Genomic DNA, 15,508 nt, shown 5'->3' with positions numbered 1-15,508 from the left:
GTCAAACTTGACTCTGTCATAGTTTATTACATCCATTTTGTTGACGGCTACTATTAGTTGGCCTATTCCAAGAACCTTTGCAAGGAAAGCGTGCTCTTTGGTCTGTGGCTGCATGCCTTCTTTTGCTGAGACTACTAAAACTGCGGCGTCAGCTTGAGAGGCACCCGTAATCATGTTTTTTACAAAGTCACGGTGGCCGGGAGCGTCAATTATAGTGAAGTAATACTTTTGAGTCTGAAACTCCTTGTGTGAAAGGTCAATTGTGACTCCTCGTTCTCTCTCTTCTTTTAAAGTATCCATAGTAAAGGCAAACTCAAATGTAGCCTTCCCTAGTTTTTCAGCCTCTTCTTTTAGCTTGCGAAGTTCTTGCTCAGATAATGCGCCGGTATCATAAAGGATTCTCCCGACGGTAGTTGATTTTCCATGGTCAACGTGACCTATGAAAATCAAATTTAGGTGTTCTTTTTCTGCCATGTTTAACGCACCTCCAGATGAACATAATACGTCGTCGAAATATAAATCAAATAAAACAGGGGTATTTGGTTGTTTCTATTTATAAAGATTTGCTCTCTGCCATGGATCGCAGGAAGGTGTAATTATGCTTGGTTGATTGTGGAGGATAAACGATTTTCTTAAATTATGCAAGAAGCTAGATGGAGTAGATATAGTTAGTTCTACCTACCATCAAAGAGCAGAAATTGATATTAAACTAGAAAGAAACTGTTGGGATTGGCTGGCTTGGCTTGGGCTTATTAAAACAAAGTCTCAAACAACCCGAAATATGACAAAAAAGGCTCATTGTGACTATGGGTTAAAATTTAAAAATGGCCAGGAGGCATAAGTTGAAATATTTGTTCTTTTTATGTGGCTACTTTTGAGTTGGGGTAGATCCCGCGCGGTTCCTTTTCTTTTTCTGTTTTTGGACTGCCTAGCGAGACTCTTTACTTTTTGTATGTTGGTCTTTGAATAGTGGGACTTTTTCTTTTTTTTATTGATGTTTTTGTTGACTTTGGGGCTGAGTGTTATGCTAAAAAACGACAATGGAAGGAACGAGGCAAGCTCTCGCGCATGTACGGATAGTTGAGCGAATTTGAACACACGAACGAATTCTATAAGCTCACCAAATCTTAGTAGCTCCCCTAGTCTGAATAACTCAGAAAACGCGCCTATTGGCAGAAGCACTATGATTTCTATCCAATTTTTCCTTAAGAATTTTATCCTGTCATGGGACGCCTTGAAACGGTAGTAGACGTCAACTGCAAGTATAAAAAGAAAGACGATATCGAAAAGCTCAAGAATTATCATTTGTTCGTGGGAGAGATGTAACAAGAGATGTGCAATAGCTATGGAGCATATGCCAATTAATGAGATTAGGACTATGTTATGCCAATGTTTTTGTACAAGTGCTCTCATCCTTGGTCGCCTTGCATAGAAGATGGGGGCATTAGCTTAAAAATCTGCCTTAGAGGTATTTTGGATATTTTTGGGGGCTTTTTTCCCTGAAAAATTTCCGCGGGGTTTTGGTATTTTTAATTCTGGATAAATTTTTGATAATAATTCCCTGTTTGGAAGAGTATCAAATCCGAATGCCTTTACAAGAGAGCGGATAAAATATGTCTTGGCAACATCGAGAAGCTTCTCTTCGGGACAGGCCGCTTTGAGCTGAAAGGATATTTCAGATGGCTCAAGAGTTGAGAGAACTTCGCCAAGTCCTTTCAAGCTCTTCTTCTTTCCCTTAGCAAGCGATTGGGAGTATTGGTCTATCAGATTTGTATTTATTCCAAGAAAGTCGTAGGCTTTTCTGTCCAGGCTTTCCTGCATTCCAGAAAGAGTAAAAGCTATTTCTTGAGGGGTTGTTGCACTATCTATACTTGCCTTTTTTATTACTTCCCATCCTCTGCAACGCGCCATGAGAGAGATTGATTCTTTTGATTCCATTTTTTGCACCTCTGTTGGTAAATTGATTTAAAGCCTCAGGGGAGATTTTCAGAGAACCTCTTTTTTATGTGTTTGGGTCTTGTTGAACTCCCGACCTACTGCTTACAAGGCAGCCGCTCTACCACTGAGCTACTGAGGCTTAAGATACTTTAGTATCTAAAAAAACTATAAATAGTTATTATGTCAACTTTTAGCAAAGAAATTTAAAGGTGCATCAAACAAAAGACTTTGACTTTTTGGTGGTGTTTTAAGATATGGGCAAATTTCCAGAGGCTGATAGTCTAATTTCAGATATTTTCATATGTAGAAAATGTAAGGCTCGAAATAAGCGGGGAGCAAAGTATTGTCGAAAATGCGGATATAAGGCTCTGCGACCCAAGAGAAAGGAGATAAGAGCAAAGAAATAAACCTCTTCTTCTTTCTTTTCTTACGTCTTTGTTTTATGCTTATTTGGACGGCTGGCTGAGTTTGGAATAAATGAAACTGGGATAGTTTTAGACTAAGGTTTATATCTGATAGTTTTAGACTAAGGTTTATATCTTCATTTTGCAAAAAAGACTTTGCAGACAAATGAATGCGGGGATGGCAGAGCTTGGTCAAATGCGCAGGGCTTAGGACCCTGTGACTTTAGTGTCTGCGCAGGTTCAAAACACGCTGAATGAGATATGAAGATTTATTAAAATTTTGGTCCTTCCCAAGTTTTCTAATGCGGCTTGGACCCTCGTGTAAAAATCCTGCTCCCCGCACATATCCTGCTCCCCGCACATGCAGCCCCGTCGTCTAGCGGCCAAGGACACCAGGCTTTGGACCTGGGAACATCGGTTCGAATCCGATCGGGGCTAATAAGTAGCTTGATTCGGGAGTTGATGTTTGAAGTGGTTTCCTCATACCTTCGTATGAGTCAAGAGAAGTTGACGGAGCTAAGAGACGAATTTGTAGGAATATTAGAAAGGTGCATTTTATGTCCAAGAAAGTGCAAAGTCAACAGGTTAGAGGACAAACGTGGTTTTTGCAAGACCGGAAGGCTGGCGGTTGTTTGTGGATTTCAGAGGCATTTTGGAGAGGAAAAAGAGCTTGTTGGAATTAGAGGCAGCGGAACAGTGTTCTTTTCATTTTGTAACTTGCGCTGTGTTTTCTGCCAAAATTACGATATTTCCCAGCTGGGAAATGGAAAAGAGATGAGTGCAAATGAGATTGCGGATGGGATGCTTTGGCTACAGAGCCAAGGAGCACACAATATAAACCTAGTCACGCCTACTCACGTCATCCCCCAGATTCTTGAAGCCCTGGTTATAGCAAGAAAGAAAGGTCTGAGACTTCCCCTTGTATACAACTCCGGAGGATATGATGACCCAGAAATTATCAGGAAGCTTGAAGGGATTTTTGATATTTATATGCCAGATGCAAAGTATTCTTTAGATGAAAACGCCATTAGGTACTCCGCTGCTTCAAATTATTGGAATATTTGCAAAAAAAACCTTATTGAGATGAACAGACAGGTAGGTGTATTGAAGACGGATAAGAGAGGCATAGCAACCCGAGGACTTATAATAAGACATCTTGTTCTTCCCAATGGGCTTGCCGGATCAAAGGAAGTTATTGACTTTATTGCTGAAAATCTCCCTCCTGACACTTACCTGAACATAATGGCGCAGTACTTTCCGACTTATAAGGCGCAGGAATATCAGGAGCTTTCAACGAGAGTCAGTTTAAGAGAATACATCGAATTAATAAGATATGCAAGAGAAAGGGGACTTAAAAGAGTGTGTGCAGAGCAGGTTAGCCTATTATAGAGGTTTGGCTAGACAATTAGTGTAGGACCTTTCGGAGATTTGTGAGCATGTCCTGTGTCATTTTTGCTAAGTTATATTCGTGTTTCCAGCCCCAATCATGCCTTGCAAGTGAATCATCAATTGACTTTGGCCAAGAATCTGCAATTTGTTGGCGAAAATCTGGGGAGTAGGTGCATTCAAAATCGATTATATGCTTCTTTATTTCAGAAACTAGCTCGGCAGGTGAGAAGCTTATTGCTGAGAAATTATAGGAAAAGCGATTGGATATACGATATGATGGAGCCTCCATTAACTCTATCGTGCCTCTGATTGCATCTGGCATATACATCATAGGCAGGTAGGTATCTGGTTTTAGGTAGCAGGTGTATCTTTTTTGTCGTATAGCCTCATAGAATATCGCAACTGCATAATCCGTTGTTCCACCCCCTGGTGGAGTCTTCCATGAAATGAGGCCGGGATAGCGAAGGCTACGTGCATCAACGCCAAATTTGTGAGAATAATAGTTCATTAGAAGCTCACCGGAAACTTTTGTTATTCCGTACATTGTAGATGGCTCAAGAATTGTTTTTTGTGGTGTATTCTCGCGAGGAGTAGTTGGTCCGAAAGCCGCTATAGACGAAGGCCAAAAAACTTGCTCAAGTTTTTTATCTCGAGCAACATCAAGCACATGCTTTAGACTGTCCATATTGAGATTCCAAGCTGCGTCTGGGTTCTTTTCTCCTGTCGCTGAAAGAAGAGAAGCCAAATGATAAATTGTATCTATTTCGTATTTTTTTACAAGGTTTTCAATTGCCTCTTTTTTTGATGCATCAGCAAACTCAAACGGACCTGAGTTTTTGAGTTCGTCTGAAGGTGGTGTTTTTGAACCAACAGCAATTACATTCTCTCCTCCGTATTTTGCACGGAGAGCCGGTACTAATTCAGAACCTATTTGACCGGTTGCTCCAATCACTAAAATGCGCTTCATAGTCTACCCCCTTAATTTCAAGCATCAGGAAGGTTATAAAACAATCTCATAGCATATTGACGAAGTATAGTATTTTTATGGTATATGGAGAAAAAAAAGAGGGTGTTTTTGATGGTAAAGCCTACGGACTTTCTTAAGGTAGAGTATGAAGAACTGGTCTCAAAAAATCTGGATTGGAAACTCCGTGTATTGCAGGGGCCATCGACTCCCCATTGCATTGTCGATGGAAAGGAAGTAATTATGCTTTGTTCAAATAATTACCTCAATCTGAGCAATCATCCAAAACTGAAAAGAGCTGCTATTGCGGCAATAAGGAAATATGGAGTTGGCTCTGGCTCTGTTCGGGCTATTGCAGGAAGTATGGACCTTCACTTTCAGCTGGAAGAGAGGATAGCAAGATTCAAGCGATGCGAAGCTGCTTTGTGCTTCCAGACTGGATTTGCTGTTAATGCTGGACTTATTCCACAGCTTGTGGGGGAAGGGGACGTAATTATTAGTGACCAGCTAAACCATGGAAGCATAATTGATGGTGTCCGGCTATCAAAAGCTGAAAGAGCCGTATATAAGCACTCGGATATGGAAGACTTGGAGAGATTGCTTAAGGAAAAAGAAAATGCACGCAGAAAGCTAATAGTTACAGATGGTGTCTTTTCGATGGATGGAGATATCGCAAAGATGGATAGGATAGTAGAGCTCGCGGAAAAATATGGAGCTATGACCTATGTAGATGATGCTCATGGGGATGGAGTTCTCGGTGAGTCTGGGCGAGGGATAGTATCTCATTATAAACTGGAAGGGAGAGTGGATGTAGAGATGGGGACTTTCTCAAAGGCTTTTGGAGTAGTAGGGGGCTATATAGCCGGTAGCAGGGATTTGATAAACTTTGCTTATAACAAATCACGGACTTGGCTTCTCTCGGGTTCTCATCCACCAGCCGTAGTTGCAGCAAGTATTGCCGCACTCGATGTTTTGGAAAGTGAGCCGAGGCACTTAAAAAGGCTTTGGAGAAACACTAGGAAATTTAAAAAGGCGCTCAAAGGGCTTGGGTTTGATATCGGAGAAAGCCAAACCCCAATCACACCGGTGATCGTCGGAGAAAGCCAGAAGGCGAAGGTTATGTCTGAAATGTTGTTTGAAGCAGGAATTTTTGCGCTACCCATAGTATATCCGATGGTGGCACCGGATAGAGCAAGGATAAGGACAATAATGAATGCGGGTTTGACTGCAGAGGATTTGGAAAAAGCCATCTCTGCATTTGAAGATGTGGGGAGGAAATTGAAGATAATATGAAGGTTTTTTAATGGATAAGGGGTTTTTAATGGATAAAGAGTTGAGGTAGGTATGTATCAAAAACGATTCGTTATTATAGCGTTTATTTTGTTATCTGTTATGTTTTTTGGATGCATAAAACTTAAGGAGAAGCAATTACCAAAAATAATTGTTGGGGAGGAGGAAGTTGAGGAAAAGCCTTCTCAACCAATCAAAGTTGTGCCTTCTCTGCCACAAAAAAAAGAATCGGCACCCTGTATGGATATACCGATTACTAAAAGCAGAGATTTGTGCTTCTTGTCGCTTGCAAAAAACACCTCAAACGAAACCATATGTCAATTCATATATGGGGAAAATGAACAGCAAAGATGTTTCTATCCGTTTGCAAATTTGAGCCTTGCGGCGTGCCGGCATATAATAAACGTTGAAACGAGGGATTCCTGCATAGAGTTTCATGCACTAAAAATAAAGAACGATACCGTGTGCAATGAGATAAAAGATGATAAAAAAAGACAAAACTGTATCAATTTGCTTGTGCCTCCTTGCCTAAGTGATGAGGTTAGTGAAGCCGAAAGAGATAGATGTTTTGCATGGGAGACAAAAGACTATAAACGATGTGAGGATGACGACTGTCTTTTTGATTATGCGCTAGAATTTAGGCTTTCTGATGCTTGTTATAATATTAAAAATGAATCAAGAAAGCTTGGGTGCATTGGAATTGTGAGTGATAAGCAAGGTGATGAGTGCCAAAATGCAAGCCAAAAATCGATCGCAGATTTGTGCTATCTAACTGTTGCAACCTATACGAATAATTCTTATTGGTGTAGCTTTGCTAGCGAAAAATCCGTATATAGAAATGAGTGCTATAGAGCTCTTTCAACTGCATTAAAGGACGCTTCTCTTTGTTCAAAGTCAGACACAACCATTCTTGCTGACGATTGCTACTTGAACTATGCAAAAATTTCAGGACAGGCGCATATATGCGAAAACATTTTTTCAGAGACGAAGAAAGATTCATGTTATAGAGGAGTTGCTATTGAGCATGGTTATATGTCTCATTGCAATAATATAAGGACGGCTTATGGGCGAAGCTCGTGCTTTTCTGCCGTAGCCTTTGGTCATAGTGAAAAAAAGATTAATGTAGAAGGGTGCAAGGGTGTTTTAGTTGAGGAGTGGAAAAACAAGTGTTATACTTCTGCAGCAGTCTCACAGAAGGATAAGTCAATATGCGACTTAATTGAAAGAGAGGATGCACAAAAAATGTGCAGATCTGCATTTGATTAGAGTTTTATCAGTATTTATCTAAGGACTTAACGTATGAAAGAAAGGGGAAAATGAGAGGGGGTAAAGTGAGAGAAGAGAAGAAGTAGCCCAAAAAAAGATATTTTAAGGGACGAGAGGTAAATAAAGAGACAAGCAGATTAATTGGCCGTCCAACCCCCCTGCTTGGTTTTCTTCCTAATAGTCCTAATACCGAAGAGATTAGAAACTTGCAGAGCGGATTAATTGGCTGCCTCTTCTTGTGGCACTGGAGGTCCTCAACGGTCGATTTTCTGCAATCCGCACGCACCCAGGCGGATTAATTGGTTACCTCTTCTTGTGGCACTGGAGGTCCTCAACGGTCGATTTTCTGCAATCCGCACGCACCCAGGCGGATTAATTGGTTACCTCTTCTTGTGGCACTGGAGGGGGTAAGGGTTTTTGTTTTTCAAGTGACTTTTTTTTGGATTGTTTCTTAGGAGCCGTGGTTTCACTAACAGCCGCATCTTGTCCATCTTGGGCTTGAGGCTCGGAGAGTACATCGCTCTTTTTTGTCTCTTCCTTTGTTTCTTGATAAGCATCATCTGACTCGAAATCCTCTGGCTGAAGGGAGAATTCATCATAGCTTGAAATGCGCTTCTGAGCCATAAAATACTCACGCGCTAATATATAGAAGATTAGGGCGAGGGAACGGCGACCTTTATTGTTGCACGGTACAATAAAAGTGACTCCTGTTGTTGGATTATCAGTATCGCACAAAGCAGCAACGGGGATATTCATGCGTGCAGCTTCAACTATTGCCTGGCGCTCTGCTTTTGGGTCGCAGACAAGGACAAATTTTGGCTCTAGGAAATATGATCTTGAAACGTTAGTAAATGTTCCGGGTATAAAGCGACCTAGTATGGCTTTGCAGCCAATTATTTTTGAGAATTTTGCAGCTGCATTACCTGCATACGTACGAGAAGCTACTACGAGGATATCTTGTGATGAGTACTTTCCTATTTCGGCTGCAGCCGCGCGAAGGCATTCGTCAATTTTTCTAAGGTCCAGCACGTATAATCCGTCACTTCTTTTTCGGTATATGTAGGGCTCCATATCGACCACTTTTAATTTTGTGCCTATATGAATCCCACTTTCAAGATATTTCTCTTGCTTTACCAGAAGACTATCCATTCCACACGACCTCAGAAGTTTGGGGCCACCGAGATTTGAATTTCCGGACTCTGCCGCTTGCCAAAGTTAAAAGCAACGGAGAGTTCCCTCGGATCGCCGGCACCCCATTCCGGACAGCAGCCTTCTCGGGAAAGAAAGCAGTAGTTAGCCGGAAGGATAGCCAGGTTACCCCATGGCCCCTATTATTCTTATAATTTCTCATATTTTATTATTTTATCAGCTACCTCCACGTGAGAAAGAAACATCCTGCGGCAACAATATCTCTTTATGTTTAGTTCATCAAGTGTGCTTGCAGGGCTCTTTCCTTCTGAAAGTTTTTTTTGGTAAGGTTCGTATTTATGAGCTATTAGTTGACCACAAGTAAAACATCTTATTGGAAAGTACATAATATATCACCTTATCTATAAGATTTTTGAAACCTTGCACGTGCTTTTGGACCCTTGTATTTCTTGGGTTCAACTCTCCGAGAGTCTTCCAATAGGAGAAAGCGATCTATCTGCTGCATTTGCGCTTTAATAGTTTGGTCTTCCCCTGAATGTTTTAAAAGAGCTCTGGCTATTGCTGTCCTGCAGGCTTGAGCCTGTCCTATTACCCCACCCCCAGTAACTCGGACTTTTATGTCAACTTTTTGGGATAGTTGAGGAAACGCAGAGAGCGGCTCAGTTATTATAGACCTAGCAAGTGGCGTTGAATAAGCATTGATGGGAATGCCATTGATGCTAACCAAGCCTTTTCCGTTTTTTATGGATGCCCTAGCAATACTCTCTTTTCTCTTTCCGCGTGTGACTATCGCAATCATTTTCTTTTTTGATAGTCGTTTTTTCTTACCTGAGACGTTCTTCATTCGCTTCACCTATTTTTTGTATCCTATTTCCCTGCAAAGGTCAAGTAGGGAAAAGGTCTTCCTCTTTGATAAGCCTAGGAACTCAGAGAAAGTCAGAAATTTTTCATTTTCAAGCTCTTTTGGAATGCCCATAAAAACCTTTAGGCGTTTCAATGCGCTCTTCCCTCTCGATGTCTTTTTTGGGAGCATACCGCGTATTATTCTTTTTAGTAGTCTGTGGGCTTCTTTGGGCCATTTGGGAGAGCGCGATGGGTCGGCCTTGTGCTTTTGAGTCAACCTTTTGAGATATTTTTCCTTTGCCTTTTGGAGACTCCCTGAAATCAAGGCCTGTTCTGCATTCACTATAAAAACTTCTCTTCCTAGGAGAAGATACTTGGCAACCTTAGAAGCTAATCTTCCAAGTATAGTGTTTTTTGCATCAATCGTGAGTTTCTCTCTAAGCATATATACACCCTAAAATAAAGATGCGGAGAGGAGGATGTGTAGCCCAAGAAAGTTCCCCGTATGTAATCCGGACGATAGAATTCCAAGAGGCTGTGAAAGGGAGGACGTGGGTTTATTTTTAGTCAGCATGCCGAAAATGAAATAAAATGGAACTGTCTTGGATTGAACCCCCGCAGACACTAAAGTCACAGGAGCCTCAGTCCTGCGCATTTGACCAGGCTCTGCCATCTCCGCATATTTTTTATACCTCCATCCGCACAGATAATATAAGGTGCGGATATTAATATATTTTCATCTCATTTAAATAAACTTTATTTCATTTTTGATAAGTGCTTTTCAAATTCCTCTGCTTTTTCTTCAAGCAATTCAGCTGCTTGTAACAGTATCTTCCTTGGTGGCAACTGATGAAACGACTCAACAAAGAATGAAAACGAGTTTTCAGTATTCTTTTCATACGAAGCAAGACATGGCTGAAATTTTGCATGCTTTGAGCCTGTTCCAAAAACAGCGTGTGCTTCTATCCTTATTGATTGATGTTCGAGAAGTTTTATTATGGGTATGTTTGGAAATGACGGCTTTACGCTTTGGTCCTTGCTTTTTAAATCAGAGGAGTAGACCGTACAGGGACCTTCTTTATGCAATATGAGAGTACATGAAGAATTTTTTGGATAGCTGGAAGGAGTTTTTAGGGGAATCAAGCCAAGTCGGTGTGAGATGTACTCGTCAAATGATGACGAGGTATTTTCATAAACAGTTATAGTATCAATTGCCATTACTGGCACTGCTGTCATTGAAAGGCGCCGAAGAGCATTTGCAAAATATGTTTTGGTGTCCTCAAGCTTAAGCTCTATTCTCTCGTTATCTTCATAAACGACTTTAACCTTCATCTCAAACCACCACACCGCTTATACTCTTCTTCCTCTTCTTCCCCATGGCCTCTTTGTGGTATCAGAAGGAACAGGAGTAACATCTTCTATTTTTCCTATTTTTATTCCCATTCTTGCTATTGAGCGAACAACTGCTTGAGCTCCTGCGCCAGGAGTCTTTGGACCATGACCTCCTGGGGCGCGTATACGAATATGTAGAGCGTTTATTCCCCTGTTCCTGCATTCGTTTATTACTTTGGCTGTTGCTTGCATTGCTGCATATGGTTTTCCTTCTTCTCGTGCAGCTTTGACAACCATTCCACCACTTGCCTTCGCTATTGTCTCAGCTCCTGATATATCTGTAACCGTTATTAGGGTGTTATTCTTTGAAGAGTACACATGAGCAACGCCCCAATGAAGCTCTCGCTTTTTTGTTGGCTCCTCTCGCTCGCGAGTAGGTTCTAAAGTAGGGTCTGATTTAGTCTGAGACGGAACAGCCAAAGGCTCTGGTGCTTGAGGTTGTGAGTTAGACAAGGAAGGCTGGCTGGAAGGAGCTAATTGGGAGGGGATGTCTTTTGATTCTTTTTTGTCATCTGACAAACAATCACCTGCGTTTAATTGTATTTATGTTATTGGTTCTCTTTATTATCATTCTTATCTTTGATTGCGCTACCACTTAAATCTATTTTTTTGAAATAAGTTATATGGGGCTCGCTGGCTTTCGGTACGAGGTAGGAAGGAGAAGAAACCCGCTTTCCATCAACCGCTATAAACCCGTGTGTAATAAGTTGACGGGCTTGCTTGTAGGAATTCGCAAGGCCTTTTTTGAAAACTAAAGATTGCAACCTGCGATCGAGGATATCTCTTATGGAAATGGTGAGGACATCAGGGAGTGTTGCGTTTTCATTTACAAAGCCAAGCCGAGCCAATCTTTGTATTACGTCCTTTGCTTGCTTCTGTCCTCTTTCTCCTGCTGCAATAAGTTTGCGGGCATTTCTCCTAATCGTCTTGAGCTTGTATATTGAGGACCAAAGCTCCCTTACATTCTTAAGCGCGTATTCTCTTGCAAGAGCTCTTTCTTCCCTGATGCGCACGGAATCCCAAATCTTTCTTGGGGTTTCATATTTTTTCCTTGATTTTCTTGGATCTCCCATTTAATCCTCAACTCATTTTTTGAATGTTTAAATTACTTTTTTTCTTTTGGTTCCTGTTCTTTTTTTGAGGGAGAAGGCTGGGCCTGTGAAGGTTGGGGCGTCTGCTTTGATTCAGGAGCTGCGGCTCCTTTAGCAATTGCTGACTTGCGGATGACACCTACAGTCATACCGCTTCTGCCTGTTGTTCTTGTTCGCTGTCCTCTCACCTTCTGTCCATAAAAGTGTCGGTATCCAACCCAAGTATAAAGGTCAATTTGATAGTTTATATCCTGTTTCGTTGCAAATGCAAGTTCATTTCCAATGAGGTGCATATCCTTGCCAGATGCTCTATCTTTTTGTCTATTATAAAGATAAGAAGGTATTTTAAGGCTAGGCAAATCTTGTAGCTTCTCTTCTATCGTTTTTATCTGCTCCTCAGATAAAGCTCCAATAGGTTTTGAGATGTCAATTGAAAGTTCACGGGAAAGAGAATTTGAAATTATATCTGCTAGCTGAAGTCCTATTCCACGGATTGAGGAAATGGCGCGTGGAAGTGGAAGGTCCCCCCGCAAGTCTTTGCCTGCAATTCTTACTATAGTTGTTGGTTCTTTCTTTTTTTGTGTTTGTGTTTTTTGAGGCGACGGTTTACCTTTTTCTTCTGCCTTTTTGCTTTGTTCTTCAGATTCAGCCAAAAAACCACCTCTGTATGGAACATAAGATATATAACGCCGGGAATGGGAATCACAGGTTTGTCGGCTTCTTGTAAAAAGAGAGCCAACACCTTTTGAACCCATAAGGCCTGCAAAGGCCATACGCTTGCAGGAAGTGTAATGCTTTCTCCAGGCGTACGCACTACCAGGTTATGCGATCCCGGCTAATGCACAGAAATCTCAACCTCCGGATTTAATTACTACAAACTTTGGATATGCCACTATTCCTCGACCTAATTTTCTTATTTCTTCTGACGTTCTAACTGCTTGGGCCATTGCCACAAGATGTCCACCATGCATAAGCGCAACTGTCTCTCCTTTTGTTATTCCTTCATCAGTTTCTTTTATCCCTAGCGCGTATAAGGGGGCGCCAGAAGCTATATTTTGGAGAGCCGTATCTTTTATATGTATCTTTTTGAATTCATTAAGGAAGCTTTCAGGCGGTCGAAGAATTTTTTTGAGTTCGTTGCCGTCTTCTTTCTCCCTCCAAAGCCAGGCTGCATCGGATAGCTGTTGTAGAGTGTATGCATTATCTACATGCAAATTTCCGATAGAAAGGCGGCGCAGTTCACACAGGTGTGCACCGCCACAGGTTGCACCCATGTCAGAACAGAGTGTTCGGATATAGGTACCAGCTTCGCACTTTACCATAAACAATACTCGGTGGTTCATGATTTCAAGCGGAACAAAATAATAAACCTTTCTCTTCCGAGGTATCCTTCGAACTGCGCTTTCTTTGGGGGGAGTCTGAACGATTTCTCCTGTAAACCTTGAAAAAAGCAGGCGTATTTTTTCTTCGCTAAGCTTTTTGTGGAATTTCATTATTCCTACGTATTCTTTCGGTAGTCTGGAGAGATAGTGAAGAAATCGTGTCCCACGCCCTATTCCTATAAGAAGAAGTCCTGATACTTGCGGATCCAGAGTCCCACTATGGCCTGTTTTTTTTGCATTGAGTATTTTTTTTACATATGCCGACACCTCGTGTGAACTTGGTCCAGGAGGCTTATCGATAAGGCAGAGGGAAAAATCAATGAACTTTTGAATTGAAGCCATAGTAAGTCACTTTGGGGAAGCTATGGAAGCGGCTCTAAGTGTCGTATAGAAATGCGCCGTTCTTTTTTTGACCCTTCAACGTGTATTTGCACAAAGTTTTGGTTGAGGAGTTTTATTATCTTGCACCTTTTTCCTGACTCTCTGCCCCGCGTGATTATGCATTCCCTTCCAACTTCGATTGCAGGCATAGGATCAACCCCCTTTTTTTAGAAACTGTGCTGCTTTGACGATTATACGGGCTACCTCTCTTGCGCTCATTTCATCGCTCCTTACTATCAAATCAAAATCATCGTGGTTTGTTATATTTATACCATAGATTTTTTTGTATCTTAAGATGTTCTGTTTGTCTCTCTTTCGGATGTGAAGAAGAGCTTGCTTGATATTTATGTTGTCACGTCTCGAAATTCTCTTTGCGCGAACTTTTTCAGAGGCATCAAGCCAAACTTTTAGGTTTGCATCTTGTATTATCCAGGGTGAGAGCCATGTTGCTACTACACATGAACCTATTTTTTTCACTTCGCGTTTCAGCTTTTCATCAAACTCTTTATCTATGCTATCGTCCCTTTCAGCCAATTTTTGGAATTTCATAAGAGACAGACCCTTTTTCTGTGCAAGATCCTTAAAGGTAGGAGATAGGAGAGGAATTTTTAGGGCTCGCGCAACAAGCTTTCCGACAGTTGTCTTTCCGCATCCTACAAGCCCAGATATCGTGATAATCAAAGCTTCACCCTTTCAACATATTTTCTTAATCGAAGTGGGACGGATGATGGAAAAATCTCTCCTGCTTTTATGCGTGCGCAGAAGCGTATTATTCTGTCGACTACTTTTGAAGAGAGATGACCTCCAAATAATCTATTTGGTTTTCTTTTTGAATGTGGAACGCTCCTTGAAAAAGACACTCCAAAGAGTCTATTTTTGGATATTGGACATAGTGCAAGATGAAATTTCCTTTTTTTCTTTTTTTGAAGGTTCATTTTAAAGCACCGCAACAGTTATTACTTTGGAACTTGGATTTTATTTATATGTGTTTCGTATATCTTAAGGGCAAGTGAGACTAAAAGCGCGCTAAAAATTACCGAAAGCCAAAACCACCCTACAGGCCCAAAGGTATCGCGCCAATTCGGAAAATTTTCTAAATTCTGTATAAAGATTGGAAGAGCAAATGGGAGCTTTATGGAAAAAGTAGGGAAATTATCTCTAAGCAGAGAGGGGATAATGAAGAGCACCGGAAGCAGGAATATAAGTGGTTTTATTTGCAGTACCATAGATTCCCAGAGGAGTGGCATCGCAGCATTTTGGCGGGCAATTGCCTCATCGAGCCGATTCTTATCAGATGACTTTGAAGCTTCATTTATCTCTTTTGAAATTGCTCTGAATGTCTCTTGTATCTCTTTTATGCGTTTGTAGTTTCCAAATTTTCGGGTTATATAGGTAGAAAGGAGGGAATACGCAAAGGCAGATAGGAATATGATTAGGATCGGGGATTGTAATTCGGTCATGATACCTCACGTTACATGATAGATTCTATTTCCTTTGCCGCCTTTTCTGCTTCTCCATCAAGATTATTTATTATTTTTGCAGGCGCGCCTGAGAGCGCAGAATAAGCTGCCAAGAGGGCTATGTTAATTTTTTCATGCTCCTCTAGCTTTTCCTTCTCATCAGGATCTCTTTTTCTGGTATTGTCTTTCTGTCTTCTTTTTATTATCTGCTCCGGTGGAGCTCGTATAAGTACTAGATGATCAACGCGAAGTTTTGAGAGAACTGAAAATGGCAGGCCAGGAAGGTAGCCGTTTGGTGTCGATATTGAGCAATGGGTATCAAGAAGCACTGGGGATTTTTCTTTTGAAAGGTAATCCGCAGCCAATGCTTGAAGTTCTTTTTGTTTTTTTGAAGGCAATCTTCTCAGTTCGTCGCGAGAAGTTATATTCATTTTTTTCTTTGCAAGGTCAAGCATCAGGTCACCATAATTGATGCGCTTATAAGAAGCATTTTTTATGTAAGAAAGGACTGTTGATTTTCCACTTCCTGGAAGTCCCATGACAATTATCATTAATAACA

21 protein-coding genes and 5 tRNA genes are annotated in these 15,508 nt (G+C 41.2%); 5 read left to right on the top strand and 21 right to left on the bottom strand.

What is annotated here, in order from left to right; genetic code table 11:
* The 4 genes from QXF67_02275 to QXF67_02260 all read right to left on the bottom strand — a co-directional run.
* On the bottom strand, nucleotides 1-474 hold a 474-nt coding region (locus QXF67_02275; protein MEM3060340.1), incomplete at its 3' end, for a GTP-binding protein.
* A gap of 330 nt (nucleotides 475-804) precedes the next feature.
* Nucleotides 805-1,413, bottom strand: a complete 609-nt coding sequence (locus tag QXF67_02270) for a hypothetical protein (protein ID MEM3060339.1) — start codon at nucleotides 1,411-1,413, stop codon at nucleotides 805-807.
* A gap of 36 nt (nucleotides 1,414-1,449) precedes the next feature.
* Entirely contained in the window at nucleotides 1,450-1,938 is a 489-nt protein-coding gene (locus tag QXF67_02265; protein MEM3060338.1) for a DUF2666 family protein, read from the bottom strand.
* Nucleotides 1,939-1,969: 31 nt separating this feature from the next.
* Nucleotides 1,970-2,077: transfer RNA gene (locus QXF67_02260), tRNA-Thr, on the bottom strand.
* A gap of 437 nt (nucleotides 2,078-2,514) precedes the next feature.
* Between QXF67_02260 and QXF67_02255 the strand changes: the two genes are divergently transcribed.
* The 3 genes from QXF67_02255 to QXF67_02245 all read left to right on the top strand — a co-directional run bounded on the left by QXF67_02255 (nucleotide 2,515) and on the right by QXF67_02245 (nucleotide 3,731).
* Nucleotides 2,515-2,684: transfer RNA gene (locus tag QXF67_02255), tRNA-Leu, on the top strand.
* Nucleotides 2,685-2,707: 23 nt separating this feature from the next.
* A tRNA-Gln gene (locus QXF67_02250) sits at nucleotides 2,708-2,780 on the top strand.
* 24 nt (nucleotides 2,781-2,804) lie between these two features.
* Nucleotides 2,805-3,731, top strand: a complete 927-nt coding sequence (locus tag QXF67_02245; GenBank protein MEM3060337.1) for a radical SAM protein — start codon at nucleotides 2,805-2,807, stop codon at nucleotides 3,729-3,731.
* Nucleotides 3,732-3,747: 16 nt separating this feature from the next.
* Here the strand turns inward: QXF67_02245 and QXF67_02240 are convergent, their stop codons facing one another.
* Nucleotides 3,748-4,698, bottom strand: a complete 951-nt coding sequence (locus tag QXF67_02240; GenBank protein ID MEM3060336.1) for an NAD-dependent epimerase/dehydratase family protein — start codon at nucleotides 4,696-4,698, stop codon at nucleotides 3,748-3,750.
* A gap of 111 nt (nucleotides 4,699-4,809) precedes the next feature.
* Between QXF67_02240 and QXF67_02235 the strand changes: the two genes are divergently transcribed.
* Together QXF67_02235 and QXF67_02230 are read left to right on the top strand one after the other, a co-directional pair.
* Nucleotides 4,810-5,988: a glycine C-acetyltransferase gene (locus tag QXF67_02235; GenBank protein MEM3060335.1), complete on the top strand. Its 1,179-nt coding sequence runs from the start codon at nucleotides 4,810-4,812 to the stop codon at nucleotides 5,986-5,988.
* Nucleotides 5,989-6,039: 51 nt separating this feature from the next.
* Nucleotides 6,040-7,251, top strand: coding sequence for a hypothetical protein (locus QXF67_02230; protein ID MEM3060334.1), 1,212 nt, complete (start codon nucleotides 6,040-6,042; stop codon nucleotides 7,249-7,251).
* A gap of 372 nt (nucleotides 7,252-7,623) precedes the next feature.
* On the opposite strand, the gene rpsB is transcribed toward QXF67_02230, so the two are convergent.
* From rpsB to QXF67_02150, 16 genes are all read right to left on the bottom strand, one after another.
* Nucleotides 7,624-8,400 (bottom strand): 30S ribosomal protein S2, encoded by a 777-nt coding sequence (rpsB, locus tag QXF67_02225; protein MEM3060333.1) that lies wholly within the window; start codon nucleotides 8,398-8,400, stop codon nucleotides 7,624-7,626.
* Nucleotides 8,401-8,420: 20 nt separating this feature from the next.
* Nucleotides 8,421-8,580 (bottom strand) — tRNA-Ser (locus QXF67_02220).
* Between the two features lie 8 nt (nucleotides 8,581-8,588).
* Entirely contained in the window at nucleotides 8,589-8,786 is a 198-nt protein-coding gene (locus tag QXF67_02215; protein ID MEM3060332.1) for a DNA-directed RNA polymerase subunit N, read from the bottom strand.
* Between the two features lie 11 nt (nucleotides 8,787-8,797).
* The gene (gene rpsI, locus QXF67_02210; protein ID MEM3060331.1) at nucleotides 8,798-9,244 is read right to left on the bottom strand and encodes a 30S ribosomal protein S9; all 447 of its coding nucleotides are present in this window, start codon (nucleotides 9,242-9,244) and stop codon (nucleotides 8,798-8,800) included.
* A 9-nt stretch (nucleotides 9,245-9,253) separates the two neighbouring features.
* On the bottom strand, nucleotides 9,254-9,688 hold the full coding sequence (gene rplM, locus QXF67_02205) for a 50S ribosomal protein L13 (protein MEM3060330.1): 435 nt from the start codon (nucleotides 9,686-9,688) through the stop codon (nucleotides 9,254-9,256).
* Nucleotides 9,689-9,999: 311 nt separating this feature from the next.
* Nucleotides 10,000-10,575, bottom strand: coding sequence for a DNA-directed RNA polymerase subunit D (locus QXF67_02200; GenBank protein ID MEM3060329.1), 576 nt, complete (start codon nucleotides 10,573-10,575; stop codon nucleotides 10,000-10,002).
* A gap of 18 nt (nucleotides 10,576-10,593) precedes the next feature.
* A complete protein-coding gene (locus QXF67_02195) occupies nucleotides 10,594-11,154 on the bottom strand; it encodes a 30S ribosomal protein S11 (GenBank protein ID MEM3060328.1) in 561 nt (186 codons plus the stop codon).
* A gap of 29 nt (nucleotides 11,155-11,183) precedes the next feature.
* Nucleotides 11,184-11,708 carry a 30S ribosomal protein S4 gene (locus QXF67_02190; protein MEM3060327.1) on the bottom strand — a complete coding sequence of 175 codons (525 nt, stop codon included), beginning with the start codon at nucleotides 11,706-11,708 and terminating at the stop codon, nucleotides 11,184-11,186.
* A 32-nt stretch (nucleotides 11,709-11,740) separates the two neighbouring features.
* Nucleotides 11,741-12,379 (bottom strand): 30S ribosomal protein S13, encoded by a 639-nt coding sequence (gene rpsM, locus QXF67_02185; protein ID MEM3060326.1) that lies wholly within the window; start codon nucleotides 12,377-12,379, stop codon nucleotides 11,741-11,743.
* Between the two features lie 34 nt (nucleotides 12,380-12,413).
* Nucleotides 12,414-12,562, bottom strand: a tRNA-Ser gene (locus QXF67_02180).
* Nucleotides 12,563-12,577: 15 nt separating this feature from the next.
* Nucleotides 12,578-13,450, bottom strand: coding sequence for an RNA-guided pseudouridylation complex pseudouridine synthase subunit Cbf5 (locus QXF67_02175; GenBank protein MEM3060325.1), 873 nt, complete (start codon nucleotides 13,448-13,450; stop codon nucleotides 12,578-12,580).
* 20 nt (nucleotides 13,451-13,470) lie between these two features.
* Entirely contained in the window at nucleotides 13,471-13,638 is a 168-nt protein-coding gene (locus QXF67_02170; protein MEM3060324.1) for a hypothetical protein, read from the bottom strand.
* A gap of 4 nt (nucleotides 13,639-13,642) precedes the next feature.
* Nucleotides 13,643-14,170: a cytidylate kinase family protein gene (locus QXF67_02165; protein MEM3060323.1), complete on the bottom strand. Its 528-nt coding sequence runs from the start codon at nucleotides 14,168-14,170 to the stop codon at nucleotides 13,643-13,645.
* On the bottom strand, nucleotides 14,167-14,424 hold the full coding sequence (locus QXF67_02160) for a hypothetical protein (protein MEM3060322.1): 258 nt from the start codon (nucleotides 14,422-14,424) through the stop codon (nucleotides 14,167-14,169). Before QXF67_02160 ends, QXF67_02165 begins: the two co-directional genes overlap by 4 nt.
* A gap of 21 nt (nucleotides 14,425-14,445) precedes the next feature.
* Complete coding sequence (locus QXF67_02155; GenBank protein MEM3060321.1) at nucleotides 14,446-14,949, bottom strand: EMC3/TMCO1 family protein; 504 nt, start codon at nucleotides 14,947-14,949, stop codon at nucleotides 14,446-14,448.
* An 11-nt stretch (nucleotides 14,950-14,960) separates the two neighbouring features.
* Nucleotides 14,961-15,500 carry an adenylate kinase gene (locus tag QXF67_02150; GenBank protein MEM3060320.1) on the bottom strand — a complete coding sequence of 180 codons (540 nt, stop codon included), beginning with the start codon at nucleotides 15,498-15,500 and terminating at the stop codon, nucleotides 14,961-14,963.
* Between the last annotated feature and the right edge of the window lie 8 nt (nucleotides 15,501-15,508).

The sequence above is a fragment of the Candidatus Anstonellales archaeon genome (assembly GCA_038869735.1).
In the GTDB taxonomy this organism is placed as follows: domain Archaea; phylum Micrarchaeota; class Micrarchaeia; order Anstonellales; family CG1-02-47-40; genus JAWCQO01.
Note: the sequence above shows the minus strand (reverse complement) of the source record. Positions and strands in the feature narration are given on the sequence as shown.